Origin of the sequence: Mycobacterium sp. M23085 (assembly GCF_045343915.1) — a bacterium.
Lineage (GTDB): Bacteria > Actinomycetota > Actinomycetes > Mycobacteriales > Mycobacteriaceae > Mycobacterium.
In genome coordinates this window covers 4,388,080-4,415,079 of the sequence record NZ_CP174280.1, presented here as the reverse complement: position 1 = coordinate 4,415,079, position 27,000 = coordinate 4,388,080, and the positions used below count along the sequence as shown (strand labels likewise).

The 27,000-nt window shown below is 66.0% G+C and carries 29 protein-coding genes and 1 pseudogene; 11 read left to right on the top strand and 19 right to left on the bottom strand.

Features of this window, described 5'->3' with window-relative positions; genetic code table 11:
- Window positions 1–58: 58 nt before the first annotated feature.
- A complete protein-coding gene (locus ACIUM1_RS20850; protein ID WP_406814457.1) occupies window positions 59–1,792 on the bottom strand; it encodes a DUF3556 domain-containing protein in 1,734 nt (577 codons plus the stop codon).
- A gap of 125 nt (window positions 1,793–1,917) precedes the next feature.
- Between ACIUM1_RS20850 and ACIUM1_RS20845 the strand changes: the two genes are divergently transcribed.
- Both ACIUM1_RS20845 and ACIUM1_RS20840 read left to right on the top strand, forming a co-directional pair.
- Entirely contained in the window at window positions 1,918–2,133 is a 216-nt protein-coding gene (locus ACIUM1_RS20845; RefSeq protein WP_406814456.1) for a hypothetical protein, read from the top strand.
- Between the two features lie 178 nt (window positions 2,134–2,311).
- Window positions 2,312–3,676: a flavin monoamine oxidase family protein gene (locus tag ACIUM1_RS20840; protein ID WP_406814455.1), complete on the top strand. Its 1,365-nt coding sequence runs from the start codon at window positions 2,312–2,314 to the stop codon at window positions 3,674–3,676.
- A 174-nt stretch (window positions 3,677–3,850) separates the two neighbouring features.
- Here ACIUM1_RS20840 and ACIUM1_RS20835 read toward each other — a convergent pair whose 3' ends face one another.
- Entirely contained in the window at window positions 3,851–5,071 is a 1,221-nt protein-coding gene (locus tag ACIUM1_RS20835; RefSeq protein WP_406814454.1) for an IS110 family transposase, read from the bottom strand.
- 296 nt (window positions 5,072–5,367) lie between these two features.
- Here ACIUM1_RS20835 and ACIUM1_RS20830 point away from each other — a divergent pair, with 296 nt between their 5' ends.
- Both ACIUM1_RS20830 and ACIUM1_RS20825 read left to right on the top strand, forming a co-directional pair.
- Window positions 5,368–5,547 (top strand): hypothetical protein, encoded by a 180-nt coding sequence (locus ACIUM1_RS20830; RefSeq protein WP_406814453.1) that lies wholly within the window; start codon window positions 5,368–5,370, stop codon window positions 5,545–5,547.
- Window positions 5,544–6,905 (top strand): HNH endonuclease signature motif containing protein, encoded by a 1,362-nt coding sequence (locus ACIUM1_RS20825; protein WP_406814452.1) that lies wholly within the window; start codon window positions 5,544–5,546, stop codon window positions 6,903–6,905. Before ACIUM1_RS20830 ends, ACIUM1_RS20825 begins: the two co-directional genes overlap by 4 nt.
- On the opposite strand, the gene ACIUM1_RS20820 is transcribed toward ACIUM1_RS20825, so the two are convergent.
- Window positions 6,906–7,427: a DoxX family protein gene (locus ACIUM1_RS20820; RefSeq protein ID WP_406814451.1), complete on the bottom strand. Its 522-nt coding sequence runs from the start codon at window positions 7,425–7,427 to the stop codon at window positions 6,906–6,908. It abuts the gene before it with no gap.
- 208 nt (window positions 7,428–7,635) lie between these two features.
- Here ACIUM1_RS20820 and ACIUM1_RS20815 point away from each other — a divergent pair, with 208 nt between their 5' ends.
- Together ACIUM1_RS20815 and ACIUM1_RS20810 are read left to right on the top strand one after the other, a co-directional pair.
- Window positions 7,636–9,222: a pyruvate, phosphate dikinase gene (locus ACIUM1_RS20815; RefSeq protein WP_406817789.1), complete on the top strand. Its 1,587-nt coding sequence runs from the start codon at window positions 7,636–7,638 to the stop codon at window positions 9,220–9,222.
- Window positions 9,219–9,833, top strand: coding sequence for a MarR family transcriptional regulator (locus ACIUM1_RS20810; RefSeq protein ID WP_406814450.1), 615 nt, complete (start codon window positions 9,219–9,221; stop codon window positions 9,831–9,833). Before ACIUM1_RS20815 ends, ACIUM1_RS20810 begins: the two co-directional genes overlap by 4 nt.
- Here the strand turns inward: ACIUM1_RS20810 and ACIUM1_RS20805 are convergent, their stop codons facing one another.
- The 3 genes from ACIUM1_RS20805 to ACIUM1_RS20795 all read right to left on the bottom strand — a co-directional run bounded on the left by ACIUM1_RS20805 (window position 9,834) and on the right by ACIUM1_RS20795 (window position 12,585).
- Window positions 9,834–11,075: a wax ester/triacylglycerol synthase domain-containing protein gene (locus tag ACIUM1_RS20805; RefSeq protein WP_406817788.1), complete on the bottom strand. Its 1,242-nt coding sequence runs from the start codon at window positions 11,073–11,075 to the stop codon at window positions 9,834–9,836. It lies immediately after the preceding gene.
- 16 nt (window positions 11,076–11,091) lie between these two features.
- Complete coding sequence (locus ACIUM1_RS20800; protein ID WP_406814449.1) at window positions 11,092–12,000, bottom strand: alpha/beta fold hydrolase; 909 nt, start codon at window positions 11,998–12,000, stop codon at window positions 11,092–11,094.
- 108 nt (window positions 12,001–12,108) lie between these two features.
- Window positions 12,109–12,585, bottom strand: coding sequence for a VOC family protein (locus ACIUM1_RS20795; RefSeq protein ID WP_406814448.1), 477 nt, complete (start codon window positions 12,583–12,585; stop codon window positions 12,109–12,111).
- Window positions 12,586–12,705: 120 nt separating this feature from the next.
- Between ACIUM1_RS20795 and ACIUM1_RS20790 the strand changes: the two genes are divergently transcribed.
- Both ACIUM1_RS20790 and ACIUM1_RS20785 read left to right on the top strand, forming a co-directional pair.
- Window positions 12,706–13,569: an alpha/beta fold hydrolase gene (locus ACIUM1_RS20790; protein ID WP_406814447.1), complete on the top strand. Its 864-nt coding sequence runs from the start codon at window positions 12,706–12,708 to the stop codon at window positions 13,567–13,569.
- Between the two features lie 127 nt (window positions 13,570–13,696).
- Window positions 13,697–14,911 carry an IS110 family transposase gene (locus tag ACIUM1_RS20785; protein WP_406813442.1) on the top strand — a complete coding sequence of 405 codons (1,215 nt, stop codon included), beginning with the start codon at window positions 13,697–13,699 and terminating at the stop codon, window positions 14,909–14,911.
- A 351-nt stretch (window positions 14,912–15,262) separates the two neighbouring features.
- Here the strand turns inward: ACIUM1_RS20785 and gnd are convergent, their stop codons facing one another.
- On the bottom strand, window positions 15,263–16,285 hold the full coding sequence (gnd, locus tag ACIUM1_RS20780; protein ID WP_406814446.1) for a phosphogluconate dehydrogenase (NAD(+)-dependent, decarboxylating): 1,023 nt from the start codon (window positions 16,283–16,285) through the stop codon (window positions 15,263–15,265).
- Window positions 16,286–16,298: 13 nt separating this feature from the next.
- Window positions 16,299–17,708 (bottom strand): glucose-6-phosphate dehydrogenase, encoded by a 1,410-nt coding sequence (locus ACIUM1_RS20775; protein ID WP_406814445.1) that lies wholly within the window; start codon window positions 17,706–17,708, stop codon window positions 16,299–16,301.
- A 121-nt stretch (window positions 17,709–17,829) separates the two neighbouring features.
- On the opposite strand from ACIUM1_RS20775, the gene ACIUM1_RS20770 reads away from it, so the two are divergent.
- Window positions 17,830–18,663, top strand: a complete 834-nt coding sequence (locus ACIUM1_RS20770) for an adenylate/guanylate cyclase domain-containing protein (RefSeq protein WP_406814444.1) — start codon at window positions 17,830–17,832, stop codon at window positions 18,661–18,663.
- Here ACIUM1_RS20770 and ACIUM1_RS20765 read toward each other — a convergent pair.
- Entirely contained in the window at window positions 18,615–18,824 is a 210-nt protein-coding gene (locus ACIUM1_RS20765; protein WP_406814443.1) for a hypothetical protein, read from the bottom strand. The two genes, ACIUM1_RS20770 and ACIUM1_RS20765, sit on opposite strands and share 49 nt — an antisense overlap.
- A 155-nt stretch (window positions 18,825–18,979) precedes the next feature.
- Here ACIUM1_RS20765 and ACIUM1_RS20760 point away from each other — a divergent pair, with 155 nt between their 5' ends.
- Window positions 18,980–19,660, top strand: a complete 681-nt coding sequence (locus ACIUM1_RS20760) for a guanylate cyclase (protein WP_406814442.1) — start codon at window positions 18,980–18,982, stop codon at window positions 19,658–19,660.
- 7 nt (window positions 19,661–19,667) lie between these two features.
- Here the strand turns inward: ACIUM1_RS20760 and ACIUM1_RS20755 are convergent, their stop codons facing one another.
- The 7 genes from ACIUM1_RS20755 to ACIUM1_RS20725 all read right to left on the bottom strand — a co-directional run bounded on the left by ACIUM1_RS20755 (window position 19,668) and on the right by ACIUM1_RS20725 (window position 23,989).
- Window positions 19,668–19,991, bottom strand: a complete 324-nt coding sequence (locus ACIUM1_RS20755; protein WP_406814441.1) for a putative quinol monooxygenase — start codon at window positions 19,989–19,991, stop codon at window positions 19,668–19,670.
- A 377-nt stretch (window positions 19,992–20,368) separates the two neighbouring features.
- Window positions 20,369–20,914, bottom strand: coding sequence for a peptidoglycan endopeptidase (locus tag ACIUM1_RS20750; RefSeq protein WP_406814440.1), 546 nt, complete (start codon window positions 20,912–20,914; stop codon window positions 20,369–20,371).
- A gap of 179 nt (window positions 20,915–21,093) precedes the next feature.
- On the bottom strand, window positions 21,094–21,453 hold the full coding sequence (locus tag ACIUM1_RS20745) for a hypothetical protein (RefSeq protein ID WP_406814439.1): 360 nt from the start codon (window positions 21,451–21,453) through the stop codon (window positions 21,094–21,096).
- A gap of 85 nt (window positions 21,454–21,538) precedes the next feature.
- Window positions 21,539–21,922: a hypothetical protein gene (locus ACIUM1_RS20740; RefSeq protein ID WP_406814438.1), complete on the bottom strand. Its 384-nt coding sequence runs from the start codon at window positions 21,920–21,922 to the stop codon at window positions 21,539–21,541.
- A 67-nt stretch (window positions 21,923–21,989) separates the two neighbouring features.
- Window positions 21,990–22,388: a VOC family protein gene (locus tag ACIUM1_RS20735; RefSeq protein ID WP_406814437.1), complete on the bottom strand. Its 399-nt coding sequence runs from the start codon at window positions 22,386–22,388 to the stop codon at window positions 21,990–21,992.
- A gap of 401 nt (window positions 22,389–22,789) precedes the next feature.
- Window positions 22,790–23,542 carry an SDR family NAD(P)-dependent oxidoreductase gene (locus tag ACIUM1_RS20730; protein WP_406814436.1) on the bottom strand — a complete coding sequence of 251 codons (753 nt, stop codon included), beginning with the start codon at window positions 23,540–23,542 and terminating at the stop codon, window positions 22,790–22,792.
- 123 nt (window positions 23,543–23,665) lie between these two features.
- A complete protein-coding gene (locus ACIUM1_RS20725; RefSeq protein ID WP_406817787.1) occupies window positions 23,666–23,989 on the bottom strand; it encodes a hypothetical protein in 324 nt (107 codons plus the stop codon).
- 414 nt (window positions 23,990–24,403) lie between these two features.
- On the opposite strand from ACIUM1_RS20725, the pseudogene ACIUM1_RS20720 reads away from it, so the two are divergent.
- Window positions 24,404–25,142 (top strand): annotated as a pseudogene (locus tag ACIUM1_RS20720) (SDR family NAD(P)-dependent oxidoreductase).
- A gap of 209 nt (window positions 25,143–25,351) precedes the next feature.
- Here ACIUM1_RS20720 and ACIUM1_RS20715 read toward each other — a convergent pair.
- The 3 genes from ACIUM1_RS20715 to ACIUM1_RS20705 all read right to left on the bottom strand — a co-directional run bounded on the left by ACIUM1_RS20715 (window position 25,352) and on the right by ACIUM1_RS20705 (window position 26,989).
- Window positions 25,352–25,783 carry an SRPBCC domain-containing protein gene (locus ACIUM1_RS20715; RefSeq protein ID WP_406814435.1) on the bottom strand — a complete coding sequence of 144 codons (432 nt, stop codon included), beginning with the start codon at window positions 25,781–25,783 and terminating at the stop codon, window positions 25,352–25,354.
- Window positions 25,784–25,948: 165 nt separating this feature from the next.
- Window positions 25,949–26,377 (bottom strand): hypothetical protein, encoded by a 429-nt coding sequence (locus ACIUM1_RS20710; RefSeq protein ID WP_406814434.1) that lies wholly within the window; start codon window positions 26,375–26,377, stop codon window positions 25,949–25,951.
- Window positions 26,378–26,506: 129 nt separating this feature from the next.
- Window positions 26,507–26,989, bottom strand: coding sequence for an SRPBCC family protein (locus ACIUM1_RS20705; RefSeq protein WP_406814433.1), 483 nt, complete (start codon window positions 26,987–26,989; stop codon window positions 26,507–26,509).
- Window positions 26,990–27,000 lie beyond the last annotated feature (11 nt).

The window sequence follows — 27,000 nt, the reverse complement described above, 5'->3', positions numbered from 1 at the left end:
AGCGTAACCACACTGCGATTTTCGGAGCAACATTTCGCAGTGTGGTTACGCTCGCGGCCTACTGTTCTGACTCCGAAAGCAGTTGCACCGGAACATCGTCGGCCCACGGCTGGCGGACGACCATATCGGCGACCCGGACGATGCCGCGCTCGAACTCACCGGTCGCCGCATCGACCAGCCGGTACTCCTGCGTCTGCTTGTGAATCGGTTGTGCGTCAAGCAGAACCACCCGGACCTCGCCCGGCTCGAAGTGGCAGCGCTCCTGCAGGGCGGCGATCAACTGCTCGTTGTGCATGTGGCCGTCGCCGAAATTCCAGCCGATGGCGGTGCTGCAGATCCGCTCGCCGTCGGTGATGACGTAGTCGTCCTCGTTCTGCCCCGCCATCGCGCGGTGCGCCAGCGTGAACAATGCGCGACCGTGAGTGTTGAAGCCGCGGAACGCGTATCCCATGTAGATCGGGATCTGGGCCGCCTCGGGGCTGCCATAGAACCGCTCCAGCTGGGCCTGCGGCATGCTGGCGATCGCCACGATGCCCCTGCTGATCTTGTCGTTGGCTGATCCCTTGATGCACCACAGCGTCGTGTCCCAGTTGCCGGCGTAGTAACGCATCCCCGGCAGGAACGAGATCTTGCGCGGAAACATGTTGCCCAACACGACGATCCCCGCGATGACGACGAACAGGACCGCCACCACCACCGGATGCCGCAGGTCGCGCAGCCCGATGTGGGTGTGCGCGACGAACAACGACAACACCCCGAAGATCATGAAGACGTTCCACTCCAGCGGCACGCCCATCGGGATCGATACCAGGATCCCCAGATGGAAACAGACCATCACGATGGCGGCGATCGTGACGGGCCACCCACCGTGACAGAAGAAAAGCGGTAGTGGCACCAACATCTCGATGGCGGTGCTCAGGTGCGCCAGCCAACGTGACAGCCGTCCGGGCCGAAGATCGTCCGGAAAATTCTCGAAGAACCGTCTTTTCAGCCAGCGGGGCCGCACCAGCGGGTTGTTGGACATCATCGTCGAGATGACGAACGGGAAGTGTTTGTTGAGCTTGGATGTGGCCGCGCCCATCCAGATCACCAAAAACACCACCTTGGACCCGACGATCATGTCGGGTGGGGCGAACAGGAACGTCACCGCCATAGTCGCGTAGACCTCGCCCCGGGCGGCCAGGAAGATCACCTTGTCGCGCAGGCCGACCACCGCCAGCAGCAGCAGGATCAGCACGATCTTCCAGGCGGGCAGCAGTCCGATGGTGGTCCCCAATTCGGGTATCGGTCCGGTCCCGTCGGCGAACAGCGCCGCAAACGTCACCAGCAGGAAGAGCGCGTACAGCGCGACGTCGACCGGTTTGCGCTTGGTGCCCTTGGTGAGCGGAACCCGATCCGGCCACGGTGGCAGCCGGATGGTGCCGAAGCGCATCCAGTACAGGATCGAGCCCATCGGCGGGAAGAACCGGTTGTTCAGCGGCCCGAAGCCGCATCCCAGCCCGATCACCTCGAAGAGCATGGTGTAGAGCACGACCTTCTCGAACACGATCGGCTCCGACCACCACGACGCGACGTGGGTGAACCCGCCCAGGCCGTTGGTGGCCGACGCGAACAGCCACGCGCCCAGGATGTAGAGCAGGATTTTGGCGACATAGAACAGATGCAGCACCACCGGCGTGCCGAAGCCCACCTCGGCCCAGTGCTTGGCCATCGGCCGGATCTTGTCGCTACGGGTGCCTTTGCTCCATTCGGCCATGTCGAGCTGCGGCAGCTCGGGCTTCAGAAATCCCATGGTTTCACAGACTAGAACGTGTTCTAGGGCTCCGTGCTGCAACCACGAGCAAGAAACTTTTGCCCGCGGCTTTCGCGCAGATACCGTTGAACGCGGGTCGGCGTGCGGTTAAGGGGATATCGATCATGAGTAGGCCTCGGCGGTCCCTCGTACTGGCAATGGTTTCCGCAGCCTGCGCAATCGTGTCGGCCGGCGAAGGCCGTGCCGATCCGCCCTCGCCCGGTGACCAGTGCACGGTGTTGCACTCCACCACCCGGGACGTCAACGACCGACCGATGTGGTGTAACCCGACCACCACCGGTCCGCCCGCCCTGGTCTGGCAGTACGGCGGGCCCGCGTAACGGTTTGCCGTCTGGCTGGCTTGTGCGCCAAGGGGTTTCAGCCACTCGACGCGCCCCACTGCCGGCAGCCAGGCCGGCCGGCAACGCGAACGCCCGCGGAAATCTGCGTTAACCGGCCACCGCCGTCGCCCGACCGGTGTAGTTTGCTGCTGGGGTGGGCGACGTTGAGGAGCCAGCCGTGTCCGAGGTCGACTATTGCGTGGTCGGAGCGGGATTCGCCGGTTTGACGGCCGCCTTGCGGCTCACCCGAGCGGGTCATTCGGTGGCCTTGCTGGAGGCGCGTGATCGGGTCGGTGGTCGCACCTTCACCGAGACGCGGGCCGACGGTACGTGGATCGATCGCGGCGGCGCGTGGATCGGTCCGGGCCAGGACCGGATTTATGCGCTGATGAACGAGTTCGGCGTGCCGGAGTACAAACAACACAACGACGGTGACGCGATGATGATCGTCGGCGGCAAGAAGCACCGCTACGGCGGCACGATCCCGTGGACCGTGAGCCCCTGGGCGGTCGCCAACCTCGGGCTCGGCTTGGCCGCCATCGAGAAGATGTGCAAAGCGATTCCCCGCGAAGCGCCGTGGGCGGCGAAGAAGGCCCACGAGTGGGACCGCATCAGCATCGGGCAGTGGATCGAAAAGAATTCCCTCTCCGCGGAGGCCGCCGAGATGCTTGACATGGCCTTCGCCGGGCTGTACACCTCGGCGGCGTCGGAGACGTCGTTGCTGTGGGGATTGGTGCAGACGGCCTCCGCGGGCGGGCTCACGTTCGCGATTTCGGGCAAGGGCGGCTCTCAGGATGCCCGCCCGGTTGGTGGGATGGGCGCCGTCCATCGTCCGATGGTGGCGGAACTCGGTGATGCACTGTGGCTTTCGCAGCCGGTCCAGCAGATCAGTCAGGATGCCGACGGTGTGACAATCAGCGCGGCCGATCTGACGGTGCGGGCGCGCCGAGTCATCGTCACGATCCCGCTGGCGATCGCCACCTCGATTGAGTACGAGCCGATGCTTCCGGTGGACCGGGCATTTCTGCACCAGCGCATGCCGAGCGGCGCAGTCATCAAGACCTCGCTCATCTATGACGAGCCGTTCTGGCGTGCCGACGGGTTCTCCGGCCAGTCGGCCTCGCCGGGGTCCCCGGCCACACTGACCATCGACGCCTACACCGACACCGGGGACCCGGGCATCATGTGCGTGATCACCGAGGGCCGCGCGGCGCGGCGGCTGACGAAACTCGAGGAGGCCGAGCGCAGGGCGGTAATCGTCGGCGAGCTCGTCGACCGGTTCGGCAGCAAGGCCAACGCGCCGCAGGAATTTCATGAGCAGAACTGGACCGTGGACCGCTATTCCGGCGGCGGCATGATCGGCCACGCCCCCACCGGCGTGCTGACCGAATACGGCTATACCCTCCGCGAGCCCTGTGGCCGCATCCACTGGGCGGGTACCGAAAGCTCGGCCGTCATGTGCGGGTGGATCGATGGTGCGATCCGCTCCGGCGAGCGCGCCGCGGCCGAGGTGATCGAAGCCGAGACCGTGGCGGTCGCGTAGGCGAATCACCGCGCCCGTTGCGCCGTGCCCGTCGCGCGCACCGTCGCGCCCGAATCACTTGCGCCTGGCGTGGCACTCCTCGCACCCCACCCTTCGTGCTCAAATCACTTGTGCCACTTTTGTTTCAGTGGTTTCACCGGGGCGTATCTTGATGCTCCTATCTGTGTTACGACGTCAAGCGGCGTCGATGTGGTGGGTGTTGAGCCAGTGGCGGTAGTTGGCGGCGAGGGTGTCGTGGCGTTGGACTCCTCGTTCGAGTCGTGAGATGACGGTGGGCCAGACGCCGAGGTGGTGTGCGGCGCTGGTCAGGGTGATGTTGCGGGCTTGCCGTGCTGGTCTGAGATCGCTGTAGTCATCGATGGGGCAGGGTGCGGTGAGGTGTTTGAACATCTCGCGGGCGATGGCGCGTTTGAGTAGTCGCAGGACGTCTTTTTTGGATCGTCCGGCGGCGAGTTGGCGGGCGGCGTAGTCGCGGGTGCGTTCGTCGTGAGACCAGCGGACCAGTGCGATGCGGTGCAGGGCGTTGTTGGCGGCGCGGTCCCCACCGCGCGAGAGCCGATGGCGGGTGATTTTTCCTGAGGAAGCCGGGATCGGTGCGACACCGGCCAGGCGGGCGAAGGCGGCTTCTGAGCGCAGGCGGTCGGTGTTGGTTCCGGCCGTGATGAGCAGCTGTGCGGCGGTGTCGGGGCCGACGCCAAAGGCGGCTCGCAGCGCAGGGTTCAAAGCGCGGGTCAAGGTGTCGAGTTGGGTGGTCAGCTCACCGATTTGGTGGTCGAGGAACTCGATGCGCTGGGCCAGGGCTTTGCAGGCGATCAGCACCGCCCCGGCGGTGATGGGGTCGTCGTGGGTGCACGGCTGGGACCGGGCCAAGGCCTCGACTAGGCGCAGGGTGGTGGCGTAGCGGCGGTAGCGCTCCCGCAGCTCTGCTGGCGCGGTGACGAGGAGGTCTTTGATCTGCTGAATGGCCGCGGTGCGGGCCTTAACTGCGCCGCGGCGGGCGATCAGCAGGGCTTTGAGTGCGCCGGTGTTGGGGTCTTTGGGCACGGCCAGGCCGTGGCCGGCCAGCACGGCGCGAGCGGCGCTGTAGGCGTCCAGTGGGTCGGATTTACCCTGGCGACGCCGGGTAGAGCGGTCGGGTCGGTTGACCTCGACAACGTGAATCCCGTTGACCTGCAATGCTTGGGTGAACCCAGCCCCATAGCTGCTCGTGCCCTCGACGCCGGCGATGAACACCTCTCCAAAGCTTTGCGCCCAGCGCCGGGCGACGTAGTAACCGGTCGGGTTGGTGCGAAACTCGGCATCGCCAAGCAGTTGACCGGTGTCGGTGATGGCCGCGAGGTGAATGGTGTCGAGATGAGTATCGACGCCGATGACGACCCGGCGTGGGGATGTCACGATGGTTGGTGTCCTCTCTGTGCAATGAACCGTGCGGTGGGTGACACCCCGGTGGGGCGGGCAGACAAGACATTGACGAGGGAACTGCCAGGCTCCTGATTAGGTCATGCCCGCCGCACTGGGGCTCTCGTGGTGGTGCTTGCCCGCTCGTCGCTGGTGAGACAGATCAATTGGAAGACAACCCAGCAGGGCATCAGTCGGTGCGAGGGTCATCACCAGCAGCGAGCGGGCAAGACCATCCTCACCCGAACCGGCTTAACAGAATCAATGTCGGCAGCCGGCGCTAGTATTCGAACATGTTTTCGATAGATCGGCTGGACGAGCTCGAGGCGATGCACAGCCGTTTCTTCTCGTTGCGCTTCGACTTGCTGACGCCGTCAGAGCTGCTGGCGACCCTGGAGCGCTATGCGTTCCTGATGGGCCGGTTGAAGGCACTGAGGTATGAGCTGACCAGCCCGTTCGGGTGGCACGCATGACGGTGTGCGACCGGGAGCAGATTCAGGCCGACGTGGATGCGTTATGTGCTGTGGTCTCTCGGTTTCAGGAGCATGGCTATGCGGTATTGACCAATCCGGAACGCTGGAGAATCTTGGCGAAACTCGAATGCGTGACACGCCAGCTGCAGGCGCCCGGTCATCAGCTGATCAATCAGCTCGGCGAGCAAGCGGATTCAAGCGAGTTGGGCGGCACGTTGTGCTGGGCGCTGGCCGAGCGGCTGCACCTGACCCGGGCCGAGGCCGGCCGGCGTATCGCCGAGGCGGCCGAGCTGGGGCCGCGCCGGGCGTTGACCGGCCAGCCGTTGGCGCCGGTGTTGCCCGCGACCGCGGCGGCCCAGCGCGCCGGGGCCATCGGTGCCGATCATGTGGCGGTGATCCGGCGGTTTTTCCGCGAGTTGCCCGCCTCGGTCGATCTCAAGACGTGTGTGCACGCCGAACAACAGCTGGCGGCCAAGGCCACCGAATTTCGCTCCGATCAGCTCGCCAAGCTGGCCAAGCGCCTGATGGACTGCCTCAACCCCGACGGCACCTATACCGACGCCGACCGGGCGCGGATGCGCGGGCTGGTGCTGGGCACCCAGCAACCCGACGGCATGACCCGCCTGAGCGGATGGTTGACACCGGAAGCCAGGGCCAGCTGGGAGGCGGTGCTGGCCAAGCTGGCCGCCCCCGGCATGTGCAACCCCGAGGATGACACCCCGACCCTGGACGGCGCCCCGCCCGAAGAGGCGGTGCAGCGCGACAGCCGCAGTACCGCCCAGCGCAACCACGACGGGCTCAACGCCGCGCTGCGCGCGCTGCTGGCCAGCGGAGACCTCGGTCAGCACAACGGATTACCGGCGTCCATCATCGTGACCACCACCCTGGCCGAGCTCGAAGCCGCCGCCGGGACGGGCCTGACCGGCGGCGGCACCCTGCTGCCCATGTCCGACGTGATCCGCCTGGCCCGCCACGCCCATCAATATCTGGCCATCTTCGACAAGGGCAAGGCCCTGGCGCTCTACCACACCAAGCGCCTGGCTTCGCCTGGCCAGCGAATTGTCTTGTACGCCAAGGACCGTGGGTGTTCGCATCCCGGTTGCGACGTGTCGGGTTACTACTGCGAGGTCCACCACGTCCAAGACTGGGCCACGACCCACTGCACCGACATCGACCAGCTCACCTTGGCCTGCGGCCCCCACCACCGGCTCCTCGAGAAGGGCTGGACCACTCGACAACGCGTCAACGGCGACACCGAATGGCTCCCGCCGCCACACCTCGACCGCGGCCAACCCCGCACCAACACCTACCACCACCCCGAAGAGCTGCTGGCGGGCGAGGACGACGACGACCCGTAACTAACCGGCTTGCTTAGCCGGCGGGCGGTAGAAGATCGCCAGCTGGCCGATGGCGCCGGCCAAGCCGAGCCCCGCCGAGATCACCAGGCCCTGCCAGCCGTCGAACCAGTTTTTCCCGAACACCAGGTGGTCCAGGCTGAACTTGCCCGCGCCTAGTGTGGCCACGCAGACGGCGCTGACCGCCAGCACCAGGTTGTACTCCCAGCCCTCCTGGACGATGAAGAAGCCGTTGGCGCGGTGCACCGTCCAGGCCGCGACCAGCATCAGTGAGACGAAGCCCGCCGCAGGGATCGGGGTCAGAAATCCGGCGGCCAGGCCCAGGCCGGCGGCCATTTCCGTGGTCGCCGCCACGGTGGCGTGGAACTTACCGGGCTTCATGCCGATGCTCTCGAACCAGCGCGCGGTGCCGGGGATGCGGCCACCGCCGAAGAACTTGTTGTAGCCATGCGCGGCCAACGTCACGCCCAACACCAGCCGCAGGATCAGTACTCCGACGTCATGGAACGTGTCATATGAAGTCATAACTGTAAACCTAGATCATGGGCCGGGTGGCACCACAAGAGCCGCCGAGCAGCTACATCGCTTAATCCGCTGCTCTGTGTGGGAACATAGCGGGCGTTCCGACGTCGGCCCATCAGTAGCCACACCACCAAGGGGGTGCACCACGGCTGGCACCGCACGAGGTAGCGGCGCCCACCGCAATGCGTCAAGCGGCCGTGGGTCTGCGCCTATCGAGCACCCCGTGGTGTTGCTGGACGGCACATCGAGCCACCCGAGGGAGCTGCTGGGCAACAAGGGCCACGGCATCGAGGTGATGCGCCGGCACCACCTGCCGGTGCCGCCGGCATTCTGCATCACCACCGCGGTGGGTCTGCGGTATCTCGCCGACCCCGCGGCGACCATGGACGCCGTCTGGGACGAGGTGCTCGACCGGATGCGCTGGCTGGAGGCACAGACCTCGCGCACGTTTGGGCGGGGCCCGCATCCCCTGTTGGTCAGCGTGCGCTCCGGAGCCACCCAGTCCATGCCGGGCATGATGGACACCATCCTCGATCTCGGTATCAACGACGACGTCGAACACGCGCTGGCGGCGGCCGGTGGCCAGGCTTTCGCCCACGACACCCGCCGGCGGTTCTCGGACATGTATCGACGCATCGTCGGCGACGCCGAATCCGTGCCGTCCGACCCGTATGCGCAGTTGCGCGCCGGCATCGAAGCGGTGTTCTCCTCGTGGAATTCGCCGCGGGCGGTCGCCTACCGCGCCCACTACGGGATTGACGATCGGCACGGCACCGCGGTGGTGGTGCAGGCGATGGTGTTCGGCAATCATGGCCCCAATTCCGGTGCCGGGGCGTTCTTTTCCCGCAACCCGATCACCGGCGACAACGAACCGTTCGGCGAATGGCTGCCCGGCGGCCAGGGCGACGACGTGGTGTCGGGATCGGTCGACGTCGAGCCGATCGTGGCGCTGCGTGACGAGCAGCCGATGGTCTACGACGAGCTGATCGATGCCGGCCGCAGGTTGGAGCGGCTGGACTCCGACATCCAGGAGATCGAGTTCACCGTCGAAGACGGCAGGCTGTGGTTGTTGCAGACGCGGGCGGCGGAGCGCTCGGCGCAGGCGGCGGTGCGCACGGCGCTGCAGCTGCGACACGAGGGACTCATCGATGACGCGGAGACATTGCGGCGGGTCACCCCGGCGCACGTCCAGACCCTTCTGCAACCGGCACTGCAGCCCGAAACACGTTTGGCAGCGCCGCTGTTGGCCAAAGGCGTGCCGGCGTGTCCGGGCGTGGCCGCGGGCAAGGCCTACACCGACGTCGACGAGGCGCTGCGCGCCGCCGAGCGCGGCGAGCGGGTGATTCTGGTGCGCGACCACACCCGGCCCGAAGACGTGTCGGGCATGCTGGCCGCGCAGGGCATCGTCACAGAGGTCGGGGGCGCCTCCAGCCATGCGGCCGTGGTCAGTCGCGAACTGGGCCGGGTGGCCGTGGTGGGCTGCGGCCACGGCGTCGCGGCCGCGCTGGCCGGCAAGCAGATCACCGTCGACGGCGCCGAAGGGGAAGTGCGCGAAGGTGATCTGAGCCTGTCCGCGTGGTCCGAAGACGACACGCCGGAACTGCGCGAACTCGCCGACATCGCGCGGCGGATCAGCCCGCTGCGTGCCCATGCCGCGGGTGACCACGTGCGGCTGGACGACAGCTCGGAGGCCGCGGTGCGCGCCGCGCTGGACAGCGGGCATGCCGACGTGGTGTCGGCGACCCCGTTGCTAGTGATGCTGACCGCGCTGCGGCTGGCGCCAAGAGCCGCGTCATGACCGAATTGGCGGCGCTGCAAGGGGTTCGGCTCAAGGGCCGGGTGACCCCCGCCGACCTGGCCGCGACGCTGGGTGCGCACCTTGACGACATCGCCTCCACCATCGAGCACCTTTCCGCGGCGGGACTGCTGACCGAAGGCCCGACGTTGCGGATAACCCCCGCCGGCAGCGATCGGCTCGCGAGGCTGCTCGCCGAAGAGCGCGAGGGCATCAATTCACAAGCGATGGCCGCCGCCTACGACAATTTCCGGGCCGTCAACGCCGATTTCAAACGTCTGGTGACGGATTGGCAGCTCAAGGGCGGCCCGGGCGGCGCCCCCAACGCCCACGACGACGCCGACTACGATGCCGCGGTGCTGGCCCGCCTCGACGACGTGCACGCCCGCGCGATGCCGATCATCGAGGCCGCCTCCGCACAACTGCCGAGGCTTTGCGCCTATGCGACGAAACTGGCTGCGGCGCTGGACAAAGTGAGGGCCGGGGAGACGACCTGGCTGACCCGGCCGTTGATCGACTCCTACCACACGGTGTGGTTCGAGCTACACGAAGAGCTCATCGGCGCCGTCGGTCTGACCCGCGAAGAAGCGGCCAGATCCGGCGATGCGCAATAGCTAGAGCGCCGCGTCTAGTAGCGCCAGATAGGCATCGACGTCGGGCACGGCCGAAGCCGCCGCGTGCACACTGATCGCGACGGTGTCGCCGATGCCGTGCACCCCGTGCGTCAGCCCCATCATCGGTGACAGCGCCGGGTATCCCGACGTCAGCACCACCCGGGCGCCGCCGAAGCTCAGATCGGCCGCCCCGCGGTTGACGCTGGACACCACGGTATTGCCGGACACCCGCGTCGCGCGCTGTTGGACATCGAACTGCCCGATGCCCCAACGCAGCAGCCCGGCCGGCACCGCCGCGAACGCACGGTCGGCGGCCCGGGTGGCCGGGTGCTCGAAGCGGCGCCGGCCGTTGGCCAGGTCGGCCGCGATCCGCTCGGCCCGGGCTTGCGGCCCGAGCCCGGGGTACAGCCCCACCACGATATTGCCGAAGTGATTGTTGGCCTGCGGCGCACCGGGTTTGGCCATCGGAACCTCGGCGCCCAGCGAATCGCATTGTCCGTCAAGAAGATTCGACAGGGCCTGCGATACCGAACCCAGCACGCCCACGGTGATCGTGGGCCCGGGCAGCTGCGAGCGGTGCCGCACCAACGTCCGCACCGCGCGGGCCCCCTCCGGCCGCGCATTCGTCGGCAACGGCGGACGCGACCCCGCCCCGCCGGTCAGCAGCCCCGCGCGGATGTCGCGCTCCAGCAGGCGATGGGCGCGCGCCGCTTGCACGGCCCGCCAGGGCAGGAAGCCCGGCGACGGTTTGGGCGCCTCGGGCACCGGGTCCGGCCGGCCGAACAACCAGGCTGCCATCGCCGCGGAGCGGGCGCCGTCGGCCAGCGCGTGCGCGACCTGCAGCACCGCCACCGTGCCGGACCCGGTGACGCCGGGGATCCCGCGCACCGGGGTGAAAACGTGCAGCCGCCAAGCCATCCGGCGAACGTCCAGCTGGTCGTCGGCGAGACCGGCGACGGACGCCAGGACGCCGTCCCAGCTGTGGTCGGCGAGGCTGTGGCGGACCACCTGGTCGGGCGTGACGGACACCGGTACCCACCGCGGATAGCGAAACCGGCCTCGGTCGCGCACCCGCATCGTCAGCGCCGGCTCGGCGTTGGCCCGCAAGCGGACTTGCTCGACGGCACGCGAGTAATCGGCGGGCTCACCGTCGAACGCGTAGAGCAGGAACTCGTCGCTGGGAATCTTGGCCGACATCCAGTAGAACTGCGCGTCGACGGCAGCCATCCGCTGCCCCGGCACGGCCCGAGCCACGGCGTCAGCCGGGTGAGCCGATGAACCCGAGCACCAGGTCGGCGACCTTGTCGGGCTGCTCGAGCTGCAGGAAATGGCCGGCGTGTTCGACGATGCCGACCTCGCTGCCCGCCGGCAGCACCTTCTCGGCCCACTGCGCGAAAGCCGGTGTCATGCAACCGTCGTCGCGGCCGTGCAAGTACAGGCACGGCAGCACCGGTTCTTTGGTCCACAACCGGTTCAATTCGGCATATCGCGCCGACGGCGAGGTGTTGCGAATGGTGGCGCGGTAGGGTCCCAGCGCCGCGCGCCAGCTCTCCGGTGCCCCGATCGCGGCGTCGACGTGACGCAAATCCTCATCGGCGCGATAACCCGGTGACCACCGCCGCCACAGCAGCGGCAACACCCATGAGGCCGAACGTTCGGGCAGCCAAGGCAATTGGAAGTACATGATGTACCAACTGCGGAAAACCTGGCGCGCCAGATGGGCGGCCAGTCGGCCTCGCTCGGCCGCGCCACCGCCGCGCCGCCGGAACGCCGCCGACGGCGGCACCGACATGATCACCGCCTTGGTGAACGGGCTGTCGGGCATGGCGGCCAGGCCGGTGCCGGCGATCGCGCCCCAGTCGTGGCCGATGATCACGTCCCGATCGGTGCCACCGGCGGCCGCGCGCACCCGCAGGGCGTCGTCCATCAGCGCGCCTACCTGATAACTGCCGTCGACCGGGATCGACGACGGCGCGTATCCGCGCATGAACGGCGCGACCACCCGCCACCCCGCCTCCGCGAGCCGGGGAGCGACCTTGCGCCAGCCGTAGGGCGTGTCGGGGAAACCATGCAGGCACAACGCGATGGGGCCGTCTGGCGGCCCCCAGGTGAGGGCCTTGAGGGAGCCCGCGGGGCCGGTCACGTCGACCCAGCCTGGTTCAGCCATGTTCACTCCCTGCTCGACGTCTCCGCAGGGATCAACCTAACCTGTGTGGCCTCAGCACGCACCGACCGTGGTCGGTACGGTGCCAAATCGCTGCTGTATCAGTACTTTTCATCGTTGCAGCGCGGCGGCCCGTTCCAGCTCGTCGATGATGATCTTGCGCATGCCGTACATCGCGTTGGTGGCCGCCGCTGCCCGCGTGCGATCGGGATCGCTGATCAGTTCATAGAGCCGGTCCGGGACGACTTGCCAGCTCAATCCGTAGCGGTCTTTGAGCCAGCCGCATTGCGACTCCTCGCCGCCGTCGGTAAGCCGGTCCCAGTAGTAGTCGACCTCGTCCTGGTCTTTGCAGTGGATCGTGAAGGACACCGCTTCGGTGAACCGGAAGTGCGGACCGCCGTTGATCCCGATGAACCGGGTGCCGTCCAACACGAAGCTGCCGGACAGGACGGTGCCGGGCTCACCCGGTCCGGCCTCGGTGGTCTGGTTGAAGCCTTCGACGTGGGAGTTGGGAAACACCGAGGTGTAGAACCTGGCGGCCTCCTCCAGATTGTCGTCGAACCACAACGACGGGGTGATCGATGGCATGTGCGGGCCCTCCTTGAGGTCTGGTTGGTCTGCCATTGGTAGACCCCTGCACCGACGAAAACTCACCGCGTCGTCCACCCACGTAACGGTGCTTAACCGGCCTATGTAACGTCAGATCGCATGAGTACCGTCAGCAGCAGTCCCGAGACGGTTGAGTTCGTCGGCGCCGACGGGATCACCCTGGTCGCCGACGAATGGAATCGCGGCTCCGACGGCGCCGGGCGACCGAGCATCCTGATGCTGCACGGTGGCGGCCAGAACCGTTTCTCCTGGAAGAACACCGGTCAGAGGCTGGCCGATGAGGGGCTGCACGTGGTGGCGCTGGACTCGCGGGGACACGGCGACAGCGCACGCTCCCCCGACGCCGACTACGAGATCGAGACGCTGACGGCCGACGTCATGCGGGTGCTGGACGAGATCGGCCGGCCCGTGACGATCATCGGGGCCAGCATGGGCGGACTGACCGGCATCCTCGCCGCGCACCGGGCCGGTCCCGCAAGGGTGACCCGGTTGGTGCTCGTCGACGTGGTCCCGCGATTCGAAAAGGGCGGCAGCGCCCGCATCCGCGACTTCATGTTCAGCGGCCTCGACGGCTTCGACTCACTGGAGCAGGCCGCCGACGCCGTCGCCGCCTACCTGCCCTACCGGAGCAAGCCGCGCAGCCCCGAGGGGCTGAAAAAGAACCTGCGCCTGCGCGACGGCCGCTGGTATTGGCACTGGGACCCCGCCTTCATGACGAAGCCCGGCGACGATCCCGAACTGCGCACCGAGAGCTTCGAGCAGGCCGCCAAGCACCTGACGATTCCCGTCTTGCTGATCCGCGGCAAGCTGTCCGACGTGGTCAGCCCCGAGGGCGTTCGGCACTTCCTGGCAACCGTGCCGCGCGCCGAGTTCGTCGAGCTGTCCAACGCCGGGCACACCGCGGCCGGCGACGACAACGACGCGTTCAGCGACGCGGTGGTCGCGTTCGTCAACCGCCGCTGATATAGATCGAGTTGGTCCTTCTCAAATGCCTCCGGAGGTGTCAGGAAGGGATCTGTAACTGATTCCTGTCGGGGTCCGTGTGTTGGCGCACGTGGACCTCTTCCTGACACCCCCCGGAGGTGTTGTTGTGTCTGTGCAAACCGCTCCAGTCACGTTGTCGACGATCGTCGTTGCCGTGGATGTCGGCAAGACTTCGGCACTGTTTTCTGTGACCGATGCAAGTCGCCATCGGTTGCTTGGTCCGTTGGAGTTCACGATGAACCGGTCGGGCTTGTCCGCGGTGGCGGCTCGGGTGATGGCCGTGGTTCCTGCATCGGGGCGTGTCAAGGTCGGCGTGGAGGCTGCGGGCCACTATCACCGTCCAGTGCTGGACTATCGGTGGCCGCCGGGGTGGGAGGTGCTGGAACTCAATCCCGCCCATGTCGCCGAGCAGCGCCGGGCGCAGGGCCGGCGGCGGGTCAAGACCGACGTCATCGACGTGGAGGCGATTGCCGAACTCGTGCTGGTCGGGCACGGGAATCCTGTGGCCGATCACGATGTCGTGATCGGTGAAATGAGCGCCTGGGCGGCGCATCGGAACCGACGGGTGGCCACGCGGACCGCGACGAAAAACCAGCTGCTCGGTCAACTCGATCGAGCGTTTCCTGGACTGACCGTGGCGCTGCCCGACGTGCTGGCCACCAGGATCGGCCGGCTGGTCGCCGCCGAATTCTGTGACCCCGCACGGTTGGCTGCACTCGGAGTCAACCGACTGATCCGTTTCGCCGCGACCCGAGACCTGCAGCTGCGGCGCCCGGTCGCCGAGCGTCTGGTCGCCGTAGCACGCGAGGCACTACCCACCCGGGATGCGGTGATCGCCCGCCAGATCCTGGCCGCCGACCTGAACTTGCTGGCCGACCTCGACGAGCAGATCCAGGCGGCCGAGACCGCGTTGAGCGCCCTGCTGCCGCGCAGCCCGTATGCCACCTTGACCACGGTGCCGGGCTGGGGTGTGGTGCGAGTATCCAATTATGCTGCTGCCCTGGGCGATCCGACCCGGTGGCCGGGACCGCGACAGGTCTACCGCGCGTCGGGGCTTTCCCCGATGCAGTACGAATCCGCTCACAAACGCCGAGACGGGGCCATTAGCCGAGAAGGCAGCGTCGCGCTGCGCCGCGCACTGATCGATCTCGGCGTAGGACTGTGGCTGACCGAGCCGGCGGCCAAGGCCTACGCCCTGGGCCTTAAGGCCCGCGGCAAGCATGGCGGAATCATCGCCTGCGCACTGGCCCATCGCGCTACCCGCATCGCCCACGCACTGGTGCGCGACCACATCGGCTACGACCGGACCCGCTGGCACTGACACCCAAGCCCGGACACCGTCGAGGAAGGACACGACGACACCCTTCACACCATCCACCGGCAGTGCCAAGCTCGAGGGACGGGACGAAGGGCCGGATCAGATGCCGTCGCCGCTATGGCGGGCCCACTAAGGGTTACGCCGTGACTAGCTTGGCACCCGGTCCTTCGCCTCCACGGCAGCCCGAACGACGCCAGATGACCCACACCACGAGGTCGCATACATCAGCGTGGGCGCCCCGCACCCGATCCCCAGCCCATCACCGCCGACAACACCCGCACCCTCAACAGCACCCGCAACCCGGATGCCGACGAACCACGACTGAACCCAGAACTTGACACGAACTACAGCCAGCTAGTTCGCCGGCTTCTCCGCGTGCCCGCCGAACTGCTTGCGCATCGCCGAGAGCGCCTTGTTGGCGAAGTCGTCCAGCGAACGCGAGGCGAAGCGGGACTGCAGCGCGGTCGTCAGCACCGGCGAGGGGACGCCCTCGTCGATCGCCGCGATGGCGGTCCACCGGCCCTCGCCGGAGTCGGAGACCCGTCCGGAGAATTCCTTGAGATCGGGTGAGTCGTGCAGCGCGATCGCGGTCAGGTCCAGGAGCCAAGAGCCGATGACGCTGCCGCGCCGCCACACCTCGGCGACCTCCGGGATGTCGAAGTCATACTGATAGAACTCGGGGTGCTCCAGCGGCGCGGTTTCGGCGTCACCCTCTTGCACGTGCTTGCCGATGTCGGCATTGCGCAAGATGTTCAGCCCTTCGGCGAGCGAGGCCATCATGCCGTACTCGATTCCGTTGTGCACCATTTTCACGAAGTGCCCGGCACCGGACGGTCCGCAGTGAAGATAGCCCTGCTCCGACCGAGCGACCTCGCCATCGCGACCGGGCGTGCGGGCCGCGGCATCCACGCCCGGTGCGACGCTGGCGAAGATCGGCTCGGCGTGCAGGAAAGCCTCGTCGTCGCCGCCGATCATCAGGCAATAGCCGCGTTCCCGACCCCACACGCCGCCGCTGGTGCCACAGTCGAGTAAGTGAATGCCTTTCTCCGACAGCGTTTCCGCGTGGCGAATGTCGTCGCGGTAGTAGGAGTTGCCGCCGTCGATGACGATGTCCCCGGAGTCGAGCGTTTTGGCCAGCTCGTCGATCACCCCCGTGGTGATGGTCCCGGCCGGGACCATCACCCAGACCAGCCGCGGCGCAGTCAGCTTCTCGGCGAGCTCCTGCAGTGAGGACACCCCGGTGATCTTGTCCTCACCGGCCATCGCCTTGACCGCATCGGGGTTGTGGTCGTAGACAACGCATTCGTGCCCGTCCGCGACTACCCGGCGGACGATGTTCGCCCCCATCCGGCCGAGGCCGATCATCCCAAGCTGCATCGTGCCAGTCTCCTTACTGTTCGGTGGGCTTGCTACGCGGCAGCCACGGCTCGTGCCAGCTGTGGTGGCCGCGCGGCAGCGCCTGTGCGGCCTCGGGTCCCCACGAGCCCTGGTCGTAAAGGTGAATGCGGCCCGGCTTGTCCAGCACGGGCTGCACGATCCGCCACGTCTCTTCGATGGCATCTTCGCGGGCGAACAACTGGCGATCGCCGTTGAACGCGGCGTAGAGCAACCGCTCGTAGGGCCGGACCGGTTCGCCGAGATCCTCGGCGAACGACGAGTCCAAGTTGACATCCTGCCACGAATCGCCGACCTGAGCGGACAACTGCAGCCGCATCCCGGGATCAGGATCGATGCGCAGCACGATCTGGTTGCACTGGGGCGGGCGGCGGTTGGGCAGGAACGAAAACCCGGGAACATGGTGCAGGAACATCCGGACCTCGGTCACCTTCTCCGGCAACGCTTTTCCGGCGCGCAAAAAGATCGGCACTCCCGCCCAGCGCCAGTTGTCGATCTCGGTGCGCAGCGCGATATAGGTCTCGGTGGTGGAATCCTTTGCCACACCGGCCACGTCGGTGTAACCGCGGTACTGCCCGCGGACGCAACGCTGTGGATCCAGCGCCGGCATCGCCCGGAAAACCTCGGCCTTCTTGTCGTTCAGGTCGTCGGCGCTCGGGCCGACCGGAGGTTCCATGGCCACCAGGGCAAGCACCTGCAGCAGGTGGTTTTGCACGACGTCGCGAAGGGTGCCTACCGCGTCATAGAACTTGCCCCGGTCCTCGATGCCGAAGTCCTCGGCCATGGTGATGTGGATCTCGGAGATGCTGTCGCGGTCCCACAGCTTGGCCAGCCCTTGGTTCGCGAACCGCAGGTATTGCAGCTCTTCGACGGGTTGTTTGCCCAAAAAGTGGTCCACGCGCAGGATTTGGTCTTCGTCGAGCACCGCGCGCAACCGCTCGTTGAGGTCGCGCGCCGACTCCAGGTCGTGGCCGAACGGCTTCTCCACCGCCACCCGGGCCCGCTCGAGCAGGTCGGCTTTCGCCAGGTTCTCCACGATGGGCGCGAACAGGTCCGGCGGCATCTCCAGGTAGTAGAGCGGATGAGAGTCTGAAGGAATCTTCTTGGCGAGCTCCTTGTAGAGACCGGCGTCGGTGACGTCGCCGTGCAAGTAGGACAGTCGATCGGCGAGCCGGCCGAACACCGCGTCGTCGAATGACTCCCCCGACGCCTTGATGGCGTCGCGCGCCCGATCCCGCAGTTGCTCGACGGTGATGTCGTCACTGGCCACACCCACGATCGGGTGACTCAGCATGTTGCGGCGCTCGAGCCGGTACAACGCCCGGAACGTCATCTTGCGCGCCAAATCACCGGTGATTCCGAAAATCACCAGCAGGTCAGATGAGTTACTGTCGTCCCCGGCCAAAACCGCTCCTCCCGAAAGTCACCTGGTCGGCTCCCTTGAGATCACTACCCGCGGCTGGCGGAATCAACACTAGACATTGCCGGTAGGGCCGACAACCTGAGTGGACCGCAGTCTTGAAAGGATGGTCGGCATGGCTGACGCGCTGCACGTCACGGTCTATATCCTGGCCGGGATTGCCGTGATCGAAGGTGTCGCGCTGCTGGTGCTGTGGCGGCTACTGGTGCGCAGTCGGCAGGAGCTCGACGAGCTGCGCCACCGGACCGACGCGCGCAATCAGCTGCTGTCGGGCGGTCGCGAGGCCGTCAAAAGGGTGTGGAATACCGCCAACCTGATGCGCAAAGAGGGTTTCGGTGCCGCCGTGCGCAGCAGCATCGAGGACCTCGCCGACTGGGCGGAGGTCGAGCGACCCGACCTTGCCCGCGTCACCCCGGACGGCCGGGTGGTGATTTTGTTCTCCGACATCGAGGAGTCCACCGCACTCAACGAGCGGATCGGGGACCGGGCGTGGGTCAAGCTGATCAGTTCGCACGACAAGCTGGTCTCAGACCTGGTGCGGCGACGGTCCGGTCATGTGGTAAAGAGTCAGGGCGACGGATTCATGATCGCCTTCGCACGCGCCGAGGAAGCCGTGTGGTGCGGCATCGACCTGCAGCGCGCGTTGCGCCGAGACGCAAAGCGCAAGCGGCGCGAGGAGATTCGCGTCCGGATCGGCATTCACATGGGTCGCTCGGTGCGCCGCGGAGATGATTTGTTCGGCCGCAACGTGGCAATGGCGGCACGGGTCGCCGCGCAAGCGGTGGGCGGTCAGATTCTGGTGAGCCAGACGGTGCGAGACGCGCTTTGCGATTCCGACGGCATCCGGTTCGATGACGGCCGCGACGTTGAGCTGAAAGGCTTTTCGGGCAGCTACCGACTGTTCGCCGTTGAGCCTCCGGCTGATACCGAGCCTGACTGAGCCCCGTCCCCGTTGTATTCAGCCAGTCGCTGATGCAGTCGCTCGCGGACCTCGTCCGCGGTGTACGCGCGGCGTTTGCGTTGGTCGCGGACGACCAGCGCGCCCCCGGCGACGACACCGGCGGCACCGGCCAATCCCACCCATTTCCACACATTGCGCATGACACCAGGCTATGCGCGGCCGGGTCGGTGTGGCCCGGTTGTGATTGACTGGGGTGCCCGCAACGTTCGGCAACGCATCGTGCGTGACGTACCGCCGGGCTCCTATTGGCGACGACAGCGGTGAAAGCCGCGGCGGCGAAGGGGCTTACAGGCAGATGCTCACCTTGGACCAGGCGCTCGAACAGACCCGCACCGGCGACCTTTGGCTGTTTCGCGGCGGCTCGGGACCCGACCGTGCCATCCAGACGCTGACGAACAGCCCGGTGAACCACGTCGGCATGACGGTGGCCATCGACGACTTGCCGCCGTTGATCTGGCACGCCGAACTCGGTGACAAGCTCGTCGACCTGTGGACTGGGACGAATCATCGTGGCGTGCAACTCAACGACCTCGCCCAATCGGTCTTGCAGTGGTCGCAGCGCTACCACCAGCGTTGCTGGCTACGCCAGCTGACTCCGCCGGCCACCCGGGAGCAGGAGAACAAGCTGTTGCGGGTGATCGCCCGTATGGACGGCACCCCGTTTCCCACCACCATGCGCTTGACGGGACGGTGGCTGCGTGGCCGGCTCCCCAACGCCTACGACTGGGTGCGCGGAATCCCGTTCGTGGACAAGAAAATTCGGGAATCGACGCAGCGACGCAAGGAGCGCCAGCGGCTCGGCTTGGAGGTGGCCTACTGTGCGGAAACGGTGGCCATCACCTACGAGGAGATAGGACTGCTCACCACCGAGAAGTTCTCCAACTACTTCGACCCCGGCTCGTTCTGGAGCGGTGACAAACTTCCGCTCGCGCCGGGTTACGCCTTGGGCGACGAGATCGAGATCGCGGTCGGCTAGTCGAGGATTACTCGACCGCGATCTCGCCCATCTCCGACCAGCCGGTGGCATCGATGGTCTGGTTGATGATCTTGGGCGTCGACTTCAGCGCCTGCGGAGCTTGTTGGATGAAGCGCTTGAAGTGGTCACTGTTGACGTGGACACCGCCCGCCTCATCGTCGCGGAACGCCTCCACCAGAACGTACTCCGCCGGGTTGTCCAGGCTGCGTGACCACTCGAACCAGAGATTGCCGTCCTCGGCCCGAGTCGCCGCGGTGAACTCTGCGACGAGTTCCGGCCAGCGGTCGGTCCACTCGGGTTTGGTCTCGAACTTGACGACGATGAAGATCATTGCGGCCCCGCCTAGGTTCGCTGCTTTCCGGTTACGCACGGCCCGATCTCCGTCGGGCAGCGCCAGCCTATCGGGCTCGCGGGTGGCACGGCGCCGGCCCCGGCGGCGAAGCGCCGAACATAATTTCCTTAAGTAATAGTTACAGCAAAGTGTGCCCATGCGTCACACATGACGCATGAGCACACTGTTGCCGCACCTCACCGTTCGCCGTCAGTGGCGCAGCTCACAACCCAGCCTTCAGCCGACGTACTTCACTTTTCCATCCCACGGTCAGCTCGCTGACGCGTACGACACGAAAATATCGATTTATTGTCGGTGCCTATTTGCGTTCCAATTGTTATTAGTTCGCAATTCCCGCGGCGCCGAATAATGGTAAATCAGGGAGCCGGCGGAGGCGGCGCCGGGGGCGCCGGGGCGTCGATCAAAACGGCCGGCGGAGGAGGCGGAGCGTCCGGCGCGGGCGGCGGGGGCGGAGCGTCAGGAGGGGGCGGCGGAGCGTCAGGCGCGGGCGGCGGGGGCGGAGCGTCGGGCGGTGGCGGGGCGCCACCATCCGGTGCCATCGGGAGGAACATGTGATGCGTAAATCCGGCCTGGTAGGCGCCAGGACCGCCCAGGTGTACGCCGCCGCGCTCACCGCTGGATACCGAGGTTCCGTCCGGCAGCGTCACCGCGGTGTGGCCGCCATTCCAGCCGATGACCAAGGCGTTGGGGGCCGTCCCGTACTGGAAGCCGCGCGCCAACAATGCACCCTCTTCGTTTCCGGTGTTGAAGCGATCCCCGAAGACGGGCCTGTCAGTTGCTGCATTCGCAATCCACGAAGCAAGTCCCGAACAATCCGTGCCGGCGGGTGAATCTCCACCCGGAATATAGGGCGTGCCGGAGACCTGACCGATCAGCGACATCAATGTTGCAATAACGACCATGGGCAGCGAGGCTAGCAATAACGTTTATTCTGAACCAAAATCTGTGGCGCAGATCATCCAGTAATCGGACAATGACGTACGCCGCACTCGAGCGAACTCGTTATTCAACGGTATAGTTTTTGCAGCAAATATCTGCGCGCCCGGTGCCGGTAACCGCGAGAGGTATCTGCGGATCTCGGCTAGCCGTTGCCGCGGCCTCGTTCGGTTTCCGCCGTCTCCCGGTCGACGTCGGCTTGCTCCCGGTTCGCGCGGGCTCGCACGCGCTTGGAGCGTTCCTCGACGCGTCGCAGTCGCTCGCGTTCGCGCTCCATAGCCGTGCCCTCGCGTTCGTCCGCACGCTGCTCTCGTTCGTCTGCCAGCCGCTCGCGGTCGTCCGCTGTTTGCTCGCGTTGGTCGGCGACGCGGTCTCGTCTGCCCGCCTGGAATTCGCGGCGGTGGAGTTCGGCCTCACGCTGGACGAGGGCCTCTTCGCGCTCGTCGAGCGAGTGAGCCCGCCGTTCCAACTCCGCGGGCGGCTCGGCACGATCATCGGCGGCCACAGCTCACCCTAACGCTGGGCGGCCGGCTGTTCGACCCGCCCACGGGCCGCCTATCGCCGGCCGGTTCGTGACAATCAGCGAGCTATCACAGGGGAGTCCAAATTCCGTTGTTCCAGATTCCCCAGTTGCCGGCTCCGGTCGGATTCCACATCATCTGCGCCCCGGGGGCCCAGGCCGGTTGGGGCGGCTGCGGCGGCGCCCACGCCGGCGGAGGGCCCCAGGGCCCCCATCCCGCCGGGGCGGTCGGGCCCCCCGGACGTTGCCAGTCGTGGCATTGATGCCAATCCCAGTCCAGGACGTTGCCCCACGTCGGGTTCCAGGGGTCACCTGGGCACCAGTGACCGGTCGGTGACGGCGCTGGGGCCGCCTGAGCGACGGTGCCGCCGACCAGTCCCAGAGCCGCCAGCGCCCACGCGACGCTCACCACCGCGCTCGCAGACCGCCAAACCGCACGCTTTACAGTCGCCATCTCCTAAGACTTTCCCCCGGCGGGAATCCGGGCAAGTAGTAATTCGGATTCGTGGTCGATCCCCGCATCACACTGCGAACTTGGCCCGCGCCTGGTCTGTCACCGGGGTGAACAGGTTGACCAGGTTTCCGTCCGGATCCCGGAACAGCAGAGCGCGATTTCCCCAGGGCATCGTGGTCGGCGTCGCCACGACCTCGCCCACCCGCTCGCGGAGCCGCTCATACTCGGCGTCCACGTCCTCGACGATGAACTCCAGGATGGCGCTGCGGTTGGCCGCGGGTTCGGCGGACCCGGCGCCGAACAGCGGGACGGTCTGGTCGCTGCCGATCGCCAGAGTGCCGACCGGCGTCGGGATCTCGGCGAACAGCTCGTTGCCCCAGATCGCGGAAACCCCGGTGACCATCTCGTAGAAAGCGACCGTACGCCTGACGTCGGCCGTGATGATGCGGGTGGAAATGAACTTCATGGATAGCCCTCCAGGTCAGCTGCGGATCAGGCACGAATGCTAAACGCAGCCTCCGACAACTCCTGGCGAAGGCGCGAATGTCGCGATAGAAGGACCAGAGTTGTCGGGGCGTAGGCACTTTCGGCACCCAAAGGGCGACGTGGTTGATGCCGACCGCTTGATCGGTGTGCGTCAGCTTCGTGCCACTGCGGGCGGGCTGGATCCCGATGTAGCTGTGCGGGTTGACGTTTCGCGTCATGTACTAGGTCGACCGGTATTCCATGTGCGGAGACGAGAAGCTGCTGTGGCGAAGCCAGCCGAACGACGCGTCGTAGATTGCGATCGAGGTGTCGTGGTCCAACACCGCGAACTCGACATGACCGCGAATCGCGCTGACGGCCCGCTTAGCTGAGCGCAGCGGATCAGTTTGGAACGGCGACGCTCATGCCCCCGTCGATCATCCAGACGGCGCCCACCGCATAACTCGCCAGGTCGGAGGCCAAAAAGGTTGCGACGTGGGCTATTTCAGTGGGATCCGCGGCGCGTTGGATGGGTGCGCCTTTCCCGTGCTCGACCAGGTTTTCGGGATTGCCCAGGATGTTGGTGACGACATCACCGACGCCGAGGGCGTTGATTCGGATGCCGTCATCGATTGCCTCCAGGGCGGCGGTGCGGGTCAGCTGCGCGAGGGCTCCTTTGGATGCGGCGTAGGCAGAAATCGTCTTGAAGCTTTGAAAGCAAGCGTACGAACCGATATTGACGATGGCGCCGCTCTGACGGGGGATCATTGCGCGCATCGCCTCCCGGGTGTGCAGAAACGCCCCGGTGACGTTGGTTCCCAGGATGTGATTCCAGTCTTCCAGGGTCGTTTCGATGACCGGCTTGTTAATGATGGTGCCCGCGTTGTTGATCAGGATGTCGAGCTGCCCGAAGCGGCGACCGGCCAACTCGACCGCGTCGTGCGCCGTTTGTTCCTGCGCGACATCACCGACGAGTGGCACCGCCATGTCGGTGTCGGCGTAGAGGTCCGCGATCGCGGGGTTGATGTCTTCGGCGATCACCGAGACGCCGTATTCGATCAATTGTCGGGTGATAGCCGCACCGATGCCGCTGGCAGCGCCGGTCACGATCGCGACTTTGCCGTGCAGGTTCTCCCTGAGGTGATCGACGCTCATGCCATCCTTCCTCGTCCGACGAACAATGCTCGCTCAAGCAACGCTACGTAGCGCGGACCCATTCACCACCGCCTGCATGTCCCTACGAGATGCGAGCTGTCGGAGACATATAACAATGCGCTACTAGACGCCGTCTTCACTGGGGCAGCTACCTGATGGTGGCGGCGTCGGCGCGGGCGAGGGAATGGCGCGCTCGATCAGAGCGGCCGCGATGCCGGCAGCGGTCGGGAAGGCGTCCGTGCCCAAGGCCCTGGTCCGAACCGAGGCGCCATCGAGCAACAGCGCCAGTTGCGCACCGAGCAGGACCGGATCGGCGGCACCGGCCTCGCGGGCGGTCTCGCTCAGGCGGGCGGCGACGGAGGTCTTGTACTCGCGAGCCCGCACGCGCGCGGGATGCTTCGGATCGGAAATCTCCACGGCGGCGGCGATGAACGGGCATAGGGGCATCGGGCCGTGGGTGAACGCAGGCTTCTCGAATACCGCGAGCAGGCGTTCGCGGGGGGTTAGGTCGGCGCGTTCGAAGACCTCGGGCATGGTGTTGACGTCGTGACGTCGTAGATACTCGGCGATCAGCTCGTCCTTGCTGCCGAAGTGCTGGTAGGCGGTGCGCTTGGACACCTGCGCCGCGGCGCAGAGCAGATCCATTCCGGTGTTGTTGATGCCCCGCTCACGAAACAGCTGCTGCGCCGCGCCGAGGATGCGCTCGCGCGCGCCCCGGCCTCGTCGCCGGCCCGACGGACCTTTTTCCAGCTCGGTCACGTCGTTCAGGGTAACGCTAAGTGTACTTAGCTGGTGTGTAGTCACATGGTCCGTTAGCTTAGATACACAGATCGGTATACCTAATGCCAGCGAGGAGGGGATGTGGGAAAGCTTGACGGCAAGGTTGCGGTGATCACGGGCGGATCGAGCGGTCTGGCACTCGCCAGCGCGAAGCTGTTCGTCGACGAGGGAGCGTACGTCTTCATCACGGGCCGGCGGGAGCAGGCGCTGGACGAGGCCGTCGCCTTGATCGGCCACAACGTCACCGCCGTGCAGGGCGACGCGGCCAACCTCGATGACTTGGATCGGTTGTTTGACACGGTGAAGCGGGAGAAGGGCAGCATCGACGTGCTCTTCGCCAGCGCCGGAACGGGAGGGGAAGCGCGCAAGCTCGGTGAGATCACCGAGGAGGACTTCGACACCGTCTTCGGTCTGAATACCCGCGCCACCCTCTTCACGGTGCAAAAGGCGCTGCCACTGTTCAACGATGGCGGGTCCATCTTCATGACAGGGTCCATCGCCTCGGTGAAGGGCTGGCCCGACTACAGCGTGTACTCGGCGAGCAAGGCTGCCTTGCGCTCGTTCGCCCGCACCTGGCTCAACGAACTGAAGGACCGGCAGATCCGTGTGAACGTGCTCAGCCCGGGGGCAGGTCGCTACACCAATCCAGGAGCAGATGTTCGACGCTGAGACAAAACGGCAGTTCGAATCCCTGATTCCGCGAGGAACGATGGGCCGCCCCGAAGAGATTGCCACGGTGGCGCTGTTCCTGGCCTCCGACGACTCTAGCTACGTAAATGGGGTGGAGTTGGCCGTCGACGGTGGCACCTCGGCGATCTGACGCTCGCGCACCGCGCAGGGACCGGCCTCGAACTCCAGGAGCGAAACACAATCGACGGTTTCACCCACGTCGCCAATACGGTGACGGCATACGGGTTCAACGACGAGGGACGCATCGAGGCTCTCGACGTGTACGTGATGAGCCTCAGTCGGCAGTAGCCACTTAGCCGAAGTCGACATGCTCCGTGGCGGAACTCGACAACGTCGCGGTCAGTCTGGATCGACCCGCGCGCCAGTCAAATACGCCGCAAGATTCGTCAAAGACGATCGAAGTCCATCAATGTGGTCTGCACGGGAGATGCCGGCTGGGACGTCATCGGCTCGGATCTCAACACGGGTGCTGCCGACGCTCACTGCGGTAACCGACCACGTCATGGTCATCGTTCCGGCAAACGACGTGTCATCGGATTCGAATTCGACGGCCTGAACGACACGTTCATCGGGCACGATCTCGACGAATCGAACATCAACGACATCTGAGTCGGCGTTCGACTTGCCGCCCGACTCGGGCGCGTCGGCGTACGTCAGCCTCATCCGGTAGGAGCCGCCTGGGCGGACGTCAAAGTGTTCGAACTGACCTGACATCCCGTGCGGCGGAAGCCACTCGAGGAGCGCCTGCGGTTCCACCAGTGCGGCGTACACCCGACGCAGCGGGGCGTCAATCACCAACGAGGCCGAATCCGTTCGTCCCATATCTCCATGTTCCTGAATGGGGTCATCGGCCTAGCCGGCGGGTTCTAGTGAGCAGCAGCCTTCGCCCTCTAGACGTTGAACCGGAACTCCACCACGTCGCCGTCGGCCCGCGGACTACTGCTGTCCTTCCAGCAGATGGGCATACGGGTCAGCGTCGCCACCAACCGATTCCGGCATCGGATAGTAGGTCTTGATGAGCAGGTTTCCGTCGTCGTCCCAGGCGAAGGTCTCGATGCTGTATGCAACGCCGACGTTCGGTTCGGTGCCGAAGTGGTTCTCGCACACCCACGCCATCTCGTTCCCATTGACCTGAACCGTGATCATCTTGATCCTGAGGATCGACTGAAACATGTCGAAGGCATCCGACGTGGCGGCGGCGAACCCGTGTTTCTCCTCGGTGCCGACCGGGTCGAACATGCGGACCTCGCCGGGACAGATGGTGCGCCATGACGCCACCCACTCGTCCTTCTTGCCCGCATTCCACAGATCGGCGTGCTTGGACGCGTGCGCTAAGCGAGCCTCCCGGCTCGGAACCTTGCTCATCTCTGCCCCATCTCCCTTCCATCAGCGTGAGGTCACGATAACTGGACAGCTGTCCAGCCGGAAGGGCCTATGCCTTGGCTTTCGATGTAGACGTTGATCCAAACCGGAACTCGACCTCGTCGCCGTCAGTCAGCGCCCGGGCCGGCTCCCTCGTTCAGCCATGTAGACCGCGAGGTTGGCGAGCGACGAGGCCATTCCCTCCTCATGGTCCTCTGCCGAGATCCCGGGTGGCACGTTGTCGGCACGCATATCGACTCGTGTCCCACCGTCCGTCGCGGCCACCGACCACGTCATGGTCATCGTTCCTCTGAATGAAGGGTCGTCCGATCTGAAGTCGACAACTTGAACGACGCGTTCATCGGGTGCGATGTCGATGAAGCGGCCCTCGGTCACATCAGAATTCTGATCGGATTTGCCGCCCGCTGCTGGTGCCCGGTCGTACGTCAAGACCATTCGATAGGACCCGCCGGCGCGACCATCGAAATAGTCGAATCGCCCCGTCATCCCCGAAGGGGGAAGCCATCGGACAAGTGCTTCTGGATCAACAAGTGCAGCAAAGACACGCGCAAGCGGAGCTTGGATCACCCTCGACGCCGTATCCGTCCGTCCCATGCCGCCGCCCC

Coding starts and splice junctions, on each gene's coding strand:
- ACIUM1_RS20795 (WP_406814448.1), bottom strand. CDS start 12,585: ATGCCATCGATCACCCCGTCGTTGTGGTTCGACGACAATCTGGAGGAG.
- ACIUM1_RS20750 (WP_406814440.1), bottom strand. CDS start 20,914: ATGGTCGTTATTGCAACATTGATGTCGCTGATCGGTCAGGTCTCCGGC.
- ACIUM1_RS20735 (WP_406814437.1), bottom strand. CDS start 22,388: ATGAAGTTCATTTCCACCCGCATCATCACGGCCGACGTCAGGCGTACG.
- ACIUM1_RS20770 (WP_406814444.1), top strand. CDS start 17,830: ATGGTCGGCATGGCTGACGCGCTGCACGTCACGGTCTATATCCTGGCC.
- ACIUM1_RS20820 (WP_406814451.1), bottom strand. CDS start 7,427: ATGACTTCATATGACACGTTCCATGACGTCGGAGTACTGATCCTGCGG.
- ACIUM1_RS20830 (WP_406814453.1), top strand. CDS start 5,368: ATGTTTTCGATAGATCGGCTGGACGAGCTCGAGGCGATGCACAGCCGT.
- ACIUM1_RS20725 (WP_406817787.1), bottom strand. CDS start 23,989: ATGCCCCTATGCCCGTTCATCGCCGCCGCCGTGGAGATTTCCGATCCG.
- ACIUM1_RS20740 (WP_406814438.1), bottom strand. CDS start 21,922: ATGGCGACTGTAAAGCGTGCGGTTTGGCGGTCTGCGAGCGCGGTGGTG.
- ACIUM1_RS20760 (WP_406814442.1), top strand. CDS start 18,980: ATGCTCACCTTGGACCAGGCGCTCGAACAGACCCGCACCGGCGACCTT.
- ACIUM1_RS20800 (WP_406814449.1), bottom strand. CDS start 12,000: ATGGCTGAACCAGGCTGGGTCGACGTGACCGGCCCCGCGGGCTCCCTC.
- ACIUM1_RS20790 (WP_406814447.1), top strand. CDS start 12,706: ATGAGTACCGTCAGCAGCAGTCCCGAGACGGTTGAGTTCGTCGGCGCC.
- ACIUM1_RS20755 (WP_406814441.1), bottom strand. CDS start 19,991: ATGATCTTCATCGTCGTCAAGTTCGAGACCAAACCCGAGTGGACCGAC.
- ACIUM1_RS20705 (WP_406814433.1), bottom strand. CDS start 26,989: ATGGGACGGACGGATACGGCGTCGAGGGTGATCCAAGCTCCGCTTGCG.
- ACIUM1_RS20710 (WP_406814434.1), bottom strand. CDS start 26,377: ATGAGCAAGGTTCCGAGCCGGGAGGCTCGCTTAGCGCACGCGTCCAAG.
- ACIUM1_RS20845 (WP_406814456.1), top strand. CDS start 1,918: ATGAGTAGGCCTCGGCGGTCCCTCGTACTGGCAATGGTTTCCGCAGCC.
- ACIUM1_RS20730 (WP_406814436.1), bottom strand. CDS start 23,542: ATGAGCGTCGATCACCTCAGGGAGAACCTGCACGGCAAAGTCGCGATC.
- ACIUM1_RS20825 (WP_406814452.1), top strand. CDS start 5,544: ATGACGGTGTGCGACCGGGAGCAGATTCAGGCCGACGTGGATGCGTTA.
- ACIUM1_RS20765 (WP_406814443.1), bottom strand. CDS start 18,824: ATGCGCAATGTGTGGAAATGGGTGGGATTGGCCGGTGCCGCCGGTGTC.
- ACIUM1_RS20810 (WP_406814450.1), top strand. CDS start 9,219: ATGACCGAATTGGCGGCGCTGCAAGGGGTTCGGCTCAAGGGCCGGGTG.
- ACIUM1_RS20850 (WP_406814457.1), bottom strand. CDS start 1,792: ATGGGATTTCTGAAGCCCGAGCTGCCGCAGCTCGACATGGCCGAATGG.
- gnd (WP_406814446.1), bottom strand. CDS start 16,285: ATGCAGCTTGGGATGATCGGCCTCGGCCGGATGGGGGCGAACATCGTC.